This window comes from Microbacterium sp. NFH-22A-Y (genome assembly GCF_021401375.1).
Taxonomy (GTDB): domain Bacteria; phylum Actinomycetota; class Actinomycetes; order Actinomycetales; family Microbacteriaceae; genus Microbacterium; species Microbacterium hominis.
This window is the reverse complement of the sequence record NZ_JACBGF010000004.1, coordinates 62991-73866: the sequence shown is the minus strand read 5'-3', so window position 1 is coordinate 73866 and position 10876 is coordinate 62991. Positions and strand designations below refer to the sequence as shown.

Below are 10876 nucleotides of genomic sequence, written 5' to 3'. Positions count from 1 at the left end.
GGGCGGGTGCCGGGCTCGGCTGTCGCTCCTGCCCGGGCGAACCGGGCGGCCCGCTGGCGCGGGCGTCGATGGCACCACTGTAGGGCCACGACGGCGGCATCCGGTGTTGTGTGACGACACGTTTCACTCCGGGCGGGGAGGATGCCGTCGCCCCGCGGCGTAGCGTGGGACGTATGGTCGACGCACGCCCCTACGGATCCTGGCCCTCCCCGCTGACCGCCGCGTGGGCCTCCGCCGCCTCCCCGCGCATCGACGGCGCCGCCGTCGTCGGCGACGAGGTGTGGTGGGGGCAGTCCGTCCCCGAGGAGGCCGGTCGCACGGCCGTCTTCCGCCGCGACGCGCAGGGCGAGGTGCACACCGTGCTGCCGGCGCCGTGGAACGCGCGCTCGGGCGTGCACGAGTACGGCGGCGGGTCATGGGCGGCCGATGACGAGGGCCGTCTGTTCTTCGTCGAGCGCAGCGATCAGCAGGTCTGGGTGATCGAGCCCGGTCACGAGCCGCGCCCCCTCACGGCGGAGCCCGACGTCCGCTACGGCGGTCTGCGCGTCAGTGCGGGAGTGCTCCTCGGCATCCGCGAGCGCGGCGGGCGCGATCGGGCGATCGTGCGGATCGAGCGGGACGGCTCCGGCGCGCGCGACCTCGTCGCCGGCAGCGACTTCGTCGCGCAGCCGGTGCTCTCGCCGCGCGGCGATCGCCTCGCCTGGGTCGCCTGGAACCATCCGGACATGCCCTGGGACCGCACGGTCCTGCGCGTCGGGCGGATCGACGACGGCGCCGTCGTCGAGTGGACGGACGTGACCGACGGCGCCTCCGCGGCGCTGCAGCCCGAATGGGCCGACGAGGACGACCTCGTCTACCTCGACGATGCGAGCGGGCACTGGAACCCGTGGCGGGTGCGGCTCGATGCGGATCTGCCGCGTACCGCACTCGCCCCCGCCGACGCCGACACGGGTGGGCCGCTGTGGTCTCTCGGCAGCCGCTGGTACGGGCTGCTCGACGACGGTGGGCTGCTCGCCGTGCGGACCGAGGGTGCCGATGAGCTCGTGGCGGTGGATGCCGCCGGCACCGCGACCGCCGTCGACGTCCCCGCCACCGCGTCGCTGGCCGTCGAGGCCGTCGCCGGTCGTCGGGCGCTCGTGTCGGGGATGGCCCCGGGAGTCAGCGGGATCTGGCTCGTCGACCTCACCGACGGTCCCGACGCGGCGCATGTGACGCGCATCGTCGGGGCGCCGGCGCAGATCCCCGGCGACGAGCTGGGCTCGTGGATGCCGCCGACGCGGCCGCTCACGGTGGAGGGACCGACCGGGCCGGTGCACGCGTTCGTCCATCCGCCGACGAACCCGCACGCCACGGGCCCCGCCGGTGAGCGTCCGCCGTACCTCGTGCTCGTCCACGGCGGCCCGACCGGCCACGAGGGCGGCGTCGCCGACGGCAAGACGCTGTTCTTCACGAGTCGCGGCATCGGGGTGCTCGAGGTCAACTACGGCGGCTCCACCGGCTACGGCCGGGCGTACCGGCAGCGCCTGCGCGGCCAGTGGGGCGTCGTGGACGTGCAGGATGTCGCGGCCGCGGCATCCGGTCTCGCCGCGTCCGGCGCGGCGGACCCGCACCGGCTGGCGATCAAGGGCGGGTCGGCCGGCGGGTGGACGGTACTGGCCGCGCTCGCCCGCACCGACGTCTTCGCCGCGGGCATCTCGCGCTACGGCGTCGGCGACGCGCGCGCCCTCGCGGCGGACACCCACGACTTCGAGTCCCGTTATCTCGACGGCCTCATCGGCCCGCTACCGGAGGCCGAGGACCTGTACGTCGAACGGTCGCCCCTGACGCACATCGCGGGCTTCGCGGTACCCGTCCTCCTGCTGCAGGGCGCGGAGGACGCGGTCGTGCCGCCGTCGCAGGCCGAGGCGATCCGCGATGCCCTCGCCGCGCGGGGGGTCCCCCACGCATACGTCCTGTACGAGGGCGAAGGGCACGGCTTCCGCCGCGCGGAGTCGGTCGTGCACGCGTTGGAGAGCGAGCTCGCGTTCCTCGGGCAGGTGTTCGGCTTCGAGACCCCGGGGGTGCCGCCGATCACGCTCTCGTGAGTGCGGGCGTTTCGACTCCTCGCTGCGCTCGTCGCTCAACGACCGGGCCCGTCCCCCACCGCCCCGCCCGGTCGTTGAGCGAGCGCAGCGAATCGAATCGCCCCACCGCCGCCACCGGTCGTTGAGCGAGCGCAGCGAGTCGAAACGCCCGACCGTCGCCACCGGTCGTCGAGCGAGCGCAGCGAGTCGAAACGCCCGACCGCCCCGCCCGGTCGTCGAGCGAGCGCAGCGAGTCGAAACGCCCGACCGCCCCGCCCGGTCGTTGAGCGAGCGCAGCGAGTCGAAACGCCCGACCGCCCCGCCCGGTCGTTGAGCGAGCGCAGCGAGTCGAAACGCCCGACCGTCAGACGGCGTAGGGCGCGAGCTCCGCGGCGAGACGCTCCGAGACGTGCGCGTGCACGGCCGTGCCGTCCTCCTCGTGCGACGTCGAGACGATGTGCCCCGACTCGTGCACGGCGTTGATCAGGTCGCCGCGGTCGTACGGCACGAGCGCACGCACCTCGACGGCGGGAAGCGGCAGCGCCTCCTCGACGACGGCACGGAGCTGGTCGATGCCCTCGCCCGTCCGCGACGACACGAACAGCGCGCCCGGCTCGAGACCGCGCAGCACGAGCCGGGTGTCCTCGTCGACGAGGTCCGCCTTGTTGAACACGACGATCTCGCGCGTGGAGCGCGCCCCGACGTCGCCCATCACGTCGCGCACGGTCGCGAGCTGCGCGGCGGGGTCGGGGTGCGAGCCGTCGACGACGTGCACGAGCACGTCGGCGTCGCCCACCTCCTCCAGGGTCGAGCGGAACGCCTCGACGAGCTGGTGCGGGAGGTTCCGCACGAACCCGACGGTGTCGGTCAGCGTGTACACGCGGCCGTCGGCCGCCTCGGCCCGGCGCACCGTGGCATCCAGGGTCGCGAACAGCGCGTTCTCGACGAGCACGCCGGCGCTGGTCAGCCGGTTGAGCAGGCTGGACTTGCCGGCGTTGGTGTAGCCGGCGATGGCCACCGAGGGGATCGTGTTGCGCTTGCGCTCGCTGCGCTTGGCCTCGCGGGCGGGTGCGAAGTCGCGCAGCTGCTTGCGCAGCTGGGCCATCTTGGTGCGGATGCGGCGGCGATCGAGCTCGATCTTCGTCTCACCCGGACCGCGCGAGCCCATGCCGGCGCCACCGGCGCCCACCTGGCCACCGGCCTGACGGCTCATCGATTCGCCCCAGCCGCGCAGGCGCGGCAGCAGGTACTCGAGCTGGGCGAGCTCGACCTGGGCCTTGCCCTCGCGGCTCTTCGCGTGCTGGCTGAAGATGTCGAGGATGACGGTGGTGCGGTCGATGACCTTCACCTTCACGACGTCCTCCAGCGCACGGCGCTGGCTGGGGGCCAGCTCGGTGTCGGCGATGACGGTGTCGGCGCCCACGGCCGCCACCAGGTCGCGCAGCTCCGCGGCCTTGCCGCGGCCGATGTAGGTGGCGGGGTCGGGGTGCGGGCGACGCTGCAGCACGCCGTCGAGCACGACGGCTCCCGCGGTCTCGGCGAGCGCCGCGAGCTCGCGAAGGGAGTTCTCGGCATCCTCGTGCGATCCCTGGGGGTACACGCCCACGAGCACGACGTTCTCCAGCCGCAGCTGGCGGTACTCGACCTCGGTGACGTCCTCGAGCTCGGTCGACAGCCCGGGCACGCGGCGCAGCGCCGCGCGTTCCTCACGGTCCCACTGGTCGCCGTCGGTGTCGCCATAGGCGACGGTCGCGGAGTCCTGCAGCGCCTGGGCGGCCCCGAAGACGCGCGCGCTCGAACGCCCCTCGGCGTGGGCCAGCACGCGATCCACCGGGTCGATCGGCGTCTCGTCGCCGTGCGCGTCGGTGGTCTCGGTGGTGTGGGTCATGGATTCCTTCCAGGTCAGCCTTGCAGTCTAGCCTCCCGCGGGGGCGGGTGGCTCCGGTACGCTCGCAGGATGGGGAGTGACCACTACTTCAGCGCCTCCCCGTCCAGCGCCGAGAACCTCCGCCGCATCCGTGTGTCCCTCGCCGGACGCTCTGGCGAGGTCACGACCGCGGGCGGGGTGTTCAGCCCCGACCACGTCGATGGCGGGACGGCCGTGCTCCTGGCGAACACGCCACCGCCTCCGCCGGGAGGACATCTGCTCGACCTCGGCTGCGGGTGGGGGCCGATCGCGTTGAGCCTCGCCGTCCAGTCTCCCCACGCCACCGTGTGGGCGGTCGACGTGAACGACCGGGCCCTCGATCTCGTCCGCCGCAACGCCGCGGAGTGGGGACTCGACAACGTCAACGCCGCACGCCCCGAAGATGTTCCGGAGGACGTCCGCTTCCGCGGCATCCGGTCGAATCCCCCGATCCGGGTCGGCAAGAACGAGTTGCACGGCCTCCTGGAGCGCTGGCTTCCGCGGCTCGACGAGCGCAGCGACGCCTGGCTCGTCGTGCAGCGCAACCTCGGCTCGGATTCTCTGCAGCGCTGGCTCGCGGCCACCTTCGACGACGGCTACTCCGTGACACGGGCCGCGACCGGGCGAGGATTCCGGGTGCTGAAGGTGCGCCGGCACGGCGCCGTGCGCACGGGCGCCATCGAGCTTCCCTGACGTGCCCCTGGCGCCGGCGCGGGCGGCGCGCCGGCCTCAGGCGAGACGGACCTCGCCTGAGTAGACGAGCGCCGCCGGTCCGGACAGGAGGACGTGCTCTCCGTCGGCCTCGGCGACGATGCGTACACCGAGCGTGCCGCCGGGCACCTCCACGCTCCACCGGTCCGGCGCCGCGGCCCCCGCCCAGTGCCGGACCGCCAGCGCGGCGGCGGCCACACCGGTGCCGCACGACAGGGTCTCCCCGACGCCCCGCTCGAACACACGCATCCGGATCGTTCCGACGCCGTTCTGCACGAGCGGATCGGCCGGGACCACGAACTCGACGTTGGCGCCCTCGACCGGGTCGGGATGCAGCTGCGGCTGCACCGTGAGGTCGAGTCCGTCGAGCTCCGCGGAGCTGGAGAGGGCAACGACCACGTGCGGGTTGCCGACGTCGACGCCCTGTCCGGGCCGGGCGACGTCGAGGCCCCTCGCCTTCACCACGACATCGCCGTCGACCCGGAACACGCCGAGGTCGACCTCGAAGCCGAGGTCGCTGCGAGTGAGGGTCTTCACGCCCGCGCGGGTGCCGATGCGCAGCGGCGCGTCATCGATGTTCGCGCGGCCGGTGTCGACGAGGTACTTCGCGAACACGCGGGTGCCGTTGCCGCACATCTCCGCGGCCGATCCGTCGGCGTTGCGGTAGTCCATGAACCACTCGGCATCCGCCGTCGCCTCGCCCTCGCGGAGGCGGGCGCTGCGGACGACGCGCAGGATGCCGTCGCCGCCGATGCCGAAGCGGCGGTCGCAGAGCGCGGCGATCTGGTCGGCCGACAGGTCGAGGGCACCGTCGTCGTCCGGGACGATCACGAAGTCGTTGCCCGTGCCGTGACCCTTGGTGAATGCGATCGGCTCTGCCACCCGGCAAGTCTACGGGCCGCGCGCTGTGCACCGGCGGGGTGGACGGCGGGCACGCGTCAGTCGGCGATCAGCCGCTTGCCGGTCATCCAGACATCGAACGGCTCGTACCCGAGGCGGGCGTAGAAGTCGTGGACCGCGGTGTTCTCCGGACGCACCATCAGCTCCACCTTCGGGCATCCGAGGGCGCGCAGGCCCTCCTCCGCCGTCTCCACGAGGCGGCGCGCGATCCCCTCGCCGCGACGCTCCGCGGCCGTCGCCAGGTAGTACAGCCACCCGCGATGCCCGTCGTAGCCGGCCATGACGGTGCCCACGAGGTCGCCCCGATCGTGGGCGACGAGGAACAGCTCGGGCTGCACGGTGAGCTTGCGGGCGATGTCCCGGTACGGGTCGTTCCAGGGCCGCGTCAGCCCCGCCTCTCGCCAGAGCGCGACGACGGCGTCCGTATCGGCGGTGGCGAAGGGGCGGATCTCGACGGCGGTCACGCCATCGAGTCTGCCAGCGCGGCGGCGTCCGCGTCGGGCGCGACCCAGTGGATGCCGGGGTACCGACGGAACCACGACACCTGTCGCCGCGCGTAGCGCCGCGTCAACGCCTGGGTCTGCGCGATCGCCTCCGCCTGGTCGATGCGTCCGGCGAGCTGGTCGACGGCCTGGGCATACCCGATGGCACGGCTCGCCGTGACCCCGCGCTCGAGGCCTCGCGCGCGCAGCGCCTCGACCTCGGCCAACATCCCCTCGCGCCACATGCGCTCCACGCGCTCGTCGAGGCGTGCGACGAGCTGCGCACGGTCGAGCTCGACGCCGACGAGCATCGTAGGCTCATGCCACCGCACCGGTTCCGCGGGCAGTGCCGCGCCGTGCCCGCGGTCGCCCTGCAGAGCGATCTCGAGCGCACGGACGATCCGACGCCCGTTGCGGGCGTCGATGCGCTCGGCCGTCGTCGGATCGAGGAGGCGGAGCCGTTCGAGCAGGGCGCCGGGGCCGTCCTGGGCGAGCTCCTGTTCGAGCCGCTCGCGCACCGCGTCGTCGTGCGGCGGGAAGCGGAAGTCGTAGACGACGCTCGACACGTACAGCCCCGAGCCGCCGACGAGGATGGCGTCGGCATCGCGGGAGAAGATGTCGGAGATCGCGGTGCGCGCGGCATCCTGATAGGCCGCGACCGCGGCCTCGTCGGTCACCTCCAGCACGTCGAAGAGGTGGTGCGGGATGCCGCGACGCTCGGCGACCGGCAGCTTCGCGGTCCCGATGTCCATCCCGCGGTAGAGCTGCATGGCATCGGCGTTGACGATCTCCGCCGCGCGTCCGCGGGCGCCCAGCGCCTCGGCGAGGCGCAGCGACAGGTCCGTCTTGCCGGTGCCGGTGGCTCCGACGACGGCCCAGAGGCGCCCGGTCACCCGAGGCGCAGCGTGGGAAGGCCCAGCGACACCGCGCGCGGCGCGCCGCCCTCCGCGCCCGCGGGAGCGGGGACGCCGCAGGACTCGGCCTGCGTCCGGTCCCACGCATCGCCCGCGCGTGTGCGGCGGATCTGCAGCGGGGCGCCGTCGGTGCTGTCGGCGAGCAGGTGGAAGGGAGCGGCGTGGGTGACGGTCACGGTGACGACGTCGCCCGGGCGGGGCACCGCGGAGCCGTCGGGCAGCTCGAAGTGCACGAGGCGGTTGTCCTCCGCGCGGCCGGTCAGGCGGCGCGTCTCGGCGTCCTTCTTCCCTTCGCCCGTCGAGACGAGCACCTGGAGCTCGCGTCCGATCTGGGCCTGGTTCTCCTCCAGGCTGATGCGCTCCTGCAGGGCCACCAGGCGCTCGTAGCGCTCCTGGACGACGGCCTTGAGGATCTGGTCGGGCATCGTGGCGGCGGGCGTGCCCTCGCGGATGGAGTACTGGAACGTGAACGCGCTCGCGAAACGGGCCTGCTCGACGACACGCATCGTGTCCTCGAAGTCCTCGTCGGTCTCGCCGGGGAAGCCGACGATGATGTCGGTGGAGATCGCCGCGTGCGGGATCCGCTCGCGGACCCGGTCCAGAATGCCGAGGAAGCGGTCGCTGCGATAGGAGCGCCGCATCGCGCGCAGGATCCGGTCGGAGCCGGACTGCAGCGGCATGTGCAGCTGAGGCATCACCTGCGGCGTCTCGGCCATCGCGTCGATCACGTCGTCGGTAAACGCCGCCGGATGCGGGCTCGTGAAACGGATGCGTTCCAGGCCGGGGATCTGACCGGCGGCGCGCAGCAGCTTGCCGAACGCCTGGCGGTCGCCGAACTCGACCCCGTAGCTGTTCACGTTCTGACCGAGGAGCGTGACCTCGATCGCGCCGTCGTCGACGAGGAGCCGGATCTCGTTCAGGATGTCGCCGGGGCGGCGGTCCTTCTCCTTGCCGCGCAGGCTCGGCACGATGCAGAACGTGCACGTGTTGTTGCAGCCCACGGAGATCGACACCCAGCCGCTGTGGACGGCGTCGCGCTTGGTGGGCAGCGTGGAGGGGAACACCTCGAGGGCCTCGAGGATCTCGAGCTCGGCGTCGCCGTTGTGCCGTGCGCGCTCCAGCAGGCGCGGAAGCGATCCCATGTTGTGGGTGCCGAAGACGACGTCGACCCAGGGCGCCTTCTCGAGGACGGCGTCCTTGTCCATCTGCGCCATGCAGCCGCCGACCGCGATCTGCATGCCCTCGTGGCGGTCTTTACGACTCTTGAGGTGTCCGAGCGTGCCGTACAGCTTGCCCGCGGCGTTGTCGCGCACGGCGCACGTGTTGATGACGACGACGTCGGCCTCGGTCCCCGCATCCGCACGCACGTATCCCGCGCTCTCGAGCGAACCCGACAGCCGCTCGGAGTCGTGGACGTTCATCTGGCAGCCGAAGGTGCGCACCTCGTAGGTGCGGGTGCGGCCGTCGGCGGCGACGGCGGCGAGCGACGGCGCGATCAGCGTGGGGGCGGCGGACGGAGAGGTCATGGTGCCTTCATTCTACGATCCGACGACGCGTCGGACTCCGGTGCGACTGCGGGCGCGGCGGGCGGCGGGCCCGCTCAGTCGAAGCGGACGGTACCCGCGGGCGGTCGCCGTACGGGCCGGCCGAGCTCGTCGAGCGCCTGCCGGGCGGCCGACAGCGCCGTCGCGCCGTAACCGCGCCGCGCAAGCCGGCCGGACAGTCGCCGCAGCGCCGTGTCGCGATCGAGGTCGCGCAGCGATCGCGCCTTCTGGCGCGCGAAGTCGAGCGCGCGTTCGGCCTCGTCGTCCGGCAACGCCCCGAGGGCCTCGTCGACCACATCACGAGGGATGCCGCGCTTGGCCAGCGCCTGCGCGAGCATGACCCGGCCCTGACCCTTCCGCTCGACGCCACTGTGGACGAGCTGCTCCGCGAGCGCCGCGTCGTCGAGATAGCCGAGGCCGCGCATCCGCGCCAGCACGTGCTCGATCGCGTCGTCCGCGAGGTCGCGCTCGCGGAGGAAGGCCCTCGCCTCCCGCTCCGACAGCGACCGCGTCCGTAGCCGCTTGACGAGCGCAGCCTCGGCGTCCTGCGCACGAGTCGTCGTGTCGGCATCCCAGGCGTCCGCCTCCGGGCTGTCCTGCTCGTCCGTCCACGTCGTGTGCCACGTCGTCGACGGGGCGTCGCGGAACGGGGTCACTCCCTCGCGGTCCGCGTCCCCGACAGTCCTGTCCTCCGCAGTCGCGTCCTCCGCGGCCCCGTCGTCGCGCCGGGCGTGATGTGCTCCGCCGAACAGCGGGATCACGGGGGCGAGGCCGTCGCGCTCGCCCCCGTCGCGCGCACCGCTCATCAGGCCGGGCGGCGCGCAGCCAGATCGTCGGCGGGCACCGTCTCGGCGGCGCCGCGCGGCTGTCCGATGCCGAGCTTCTGCTTGATCTTGGTCTCGATCTCGGCGGCGATGTCGGGGTTCTTCAGCAGGAAGTTGCGCGCGTTCTCCTTGCCCTGCCCCAGCTGCTCGCCGTCGTAGGTGTACCAGGCACCGGACTTCTTGACCAGCGTGTGCTCCACGCCGAAGTCGATGAGGGAGCCCTCGCGCGAGATGCCGATGCCATACAGGATGTCGAACTCGGCCTGCTTGAAGGGCGGAGCCATCTTGTTCTTGACGACCTTCACGCGCGTACGGTTTCCGACCGCCTCGGTTCCGTCCTTGAGGGTCTCGATACGACGGATGTCGAGGCGCACCGACGCGTAGAACTTCAACGCCTTACCACCGGCGGTGGTCTCCGGCGAGCCGAAGAACACGCCGATCTTCTCGCGCAGCTGGTTGATGAAGATCATCGTGGTGTTGGTCTGGTTGAGCCCACCGGTGAGCTTGCGCAGCGCCTGCGACATCAGTCGCGCCTGCAGACCCACGTGCGAGTCTCCCATCTCGCCCTCGATCTCGGCCTTGGGCACCAGCGCGGCGACCGAGTCGATCACGACGAGGTCGATCGCGCCCGAGCGCACCAGCATGTCGGCGATCTCCAGGGCCTGCTCCCCCGTGTCGGGCTGCGAGACGAGGAGCTGGTCGATGTCGACGCCCAGCTTCTGGGCGTAGTCGGGGTCGAGCGCGTGCTCCGCGTCGATGAAGGCGGCGATGCCGCCCGCGCGCTGCACGTTGGCGATCGCGTGCAGCGTCAGGGTCGTCTTACCCGACGACTCGGGACCGTAGATCTCGATGATGCGGCCGCGCGGCAGACCCCCGACGCCGAGGGCGACGTCCAGCGCGATGGATCCGGTCGGGATGACCTCGACGGGGGCGCGCTCGTCGCTGCCCAGTCGCATGACCGAGCCCTTTCCGAACTGCCGGTCGATCTGGGCGAGGGCCGATTCGAGGGCCTTCTCGCGGTCGGCGGGTGAGGGCATGACGTGCTCCTTGTGCTCTGCCGTCGGCGGCTCGGCCGCGTCGGGGATTCCGTCGCCTGTAGGCTGTCGCGCTCCCACCCGACGGGAGGGATGCTGCGACAAGGCGGAGGTGTCGTGATGACGATGTCCACGCTAGGGAGCGCCTCCGACATCGGTCGGGGGCACGCCCACGGATGTGGACAAACATCTCGTTCTACCTCATGTGCAGGAGCCTACGCCCCTCGAACAGAGTTTCGAGATCGCGACACGCCGTGGCGCCGCGCACACCGTCAGCGCCGACGGGGCTCCATCATGCCCACGCCGTGTCGGCGCGCGAGAGGCACGTCGGTCTCCACGCACAGCGCGAGCCAGATCTCCCGCGGATCCACCCCGTCGGCCAGCGCCTGCGCCGCGGTGCGATGACCGACACCGGACAGGGCGAGGTCGGCGACGAGGCTCGACCCGCGGGGGCCGAATTCGTCCGCGACCGCGCGCGCGAACTCACTGCGCCGCACG

Annotated in this window: 10 protein-coding genes; 2 read left to right on the top strand and 8 right to left on the bottom strand. The window is 72.4% G+C overall.

Going from position 1 to position 10876, the window contains the following annotated elements; all coding sequences use genetic code 11:
* Nucleotides 1-173: 173 nt before the first annotated feature.
* Nucleotides 174-2084 (top strand): prolyl oligopeptidase family serine peptidase, encoded by a 1911-nt coding sequence (locus L0965_RS15080; protein ID WP_101306566.1) that lies wholly within the window; start codon nucleotides 174-176, stop codon nucleotides 2082-2084.
* 343 nt (nucleotides 2085-2427) lie between these two features.
* Here the strand turns inward: L0965_RS15080 and hflX are convergent, their stop codons facing one another.
* A complete protein-coding gene (gene hflX, locus L0965_RS15075) occupies nucleotides 2428-3951 on the bottom strand; it encodes a GTPase HflX (protein WP_101306567.1) in 1524 nt (507 codons plus the stop codon).
* A 69-nt stretch (nucleotides 3952-4020) separates the two neighbouring features.
* Between hflX and L0965_RS15070 the strand changes: the two genes are divergently transcribed.
* A complete protein-coding gene (locus tag L0965_RS15070) occupies nucleotides 4021-4662 on the top strand; it encodes a class I SAM-dependent methyltransferase (protein ID WP_101306568.1) in 642 nt (213 codons plus the stop codon).
* Nucleotides 4663-4698: 36 nt separating this feature from the next.
* On the opposite strand, the gene dapF is transcribed toward L0965_RS15070, so the two are convergent.
* The 7 genes from dapF to L0965_RS15035 form a co-directional block, all read right to left on the bottom strand.
* Nucleotides 4699-5562: a diaminopimelate epimerase gene (dapF, locus tag L0965_RS15065; RefSeq protein WP_060959489.1), complete on the bottom strand. Its 864-nt coding sequence runs from the start codon at nucleotides 5560-5562 to the stop codon at nucleotides 4699-4701.
* Nucleotides 5563-5618: 56 nt separating this feature from the next.
* Nucleotides 5619-6044: a GNAT family acetyltransferase gene (locus L0965_RS15060; protein WP_060959488.1), complete on the bottom strand. Its 426-nt coding sequence runs from the start codon at nucleotides 6042-6044 to the stop codon at nucleotides 5619-5621.
* Nucleotides 6041-6955 carry a tRNA (adenosine(37)-N6)-dimethylallyltransferase MiaA gene (gene miaA / locus L0965_RS15055; protein WP_101306569.1) on the bottom strand — a complete coding sequence of 305 codons (915 nt, stop codon included), beginning with the start codon at nucleotides 6953-6955 and terminating at the stop codon, nucleotides 6041-6043. The genes L0965_RS15060 and miaA overlap by 4 nt, the downstream gene beginning before the upstream one ends.
* Entirely contained in the window at nucleotides 6952-8502 is a 1551-nt protein-coding gene (gene miaB / locus L0965_RS15050) for a tRNA (N6-isopentenyl adenosine(37)-C2)-methylthiotransferase MiaB (protein WP_101306570.1), read from the bottom strand. Before miaB ends, miaA begins: the two co-directional genes overlap by 4 nt.
* Before the next feature lie 74 nt (nucleotides 8503-8576).
* Nucleotides 8577-9326 carry a regulatory protein RecX gene (locus L0965_RS15045; RefSeq protein ID WP_101306571.1) on the bottom strand — a complete coding sequence of 250 codons (750 nt, stop codon included), beginning with the start codon at nucleotides 9324-9326 and terminating at the stop codon, nucleotides 8577-8579.
* Nucleotides 9326-10381, bottom strand: coding sequence for a recombinase RecA (gene recA, locus L0965_RS15040; RefSeq protein WP_101306572.1), 1056 nt, complete (start codon nucleotides 10379-10381; stop codon nucleotides 9326-9328). Before recA ends, L0965_RS15045 begins: the two co-directional genes overlap by 1 nt.
* A 269-nt stretch (nucleotides 10382-10650) precedes the next feature.
* Entirely contained in the window at nucleotides 10651-10875 is a 225-nt protein-coding gene (locus L0965_RS15035; protein ID WP_060959483.1) for a DUF3046 domain-containing protein, read from the bottom strand.
* Between the last annotated feature and the right edge of the window lies 1 nt (nucleotide 10876).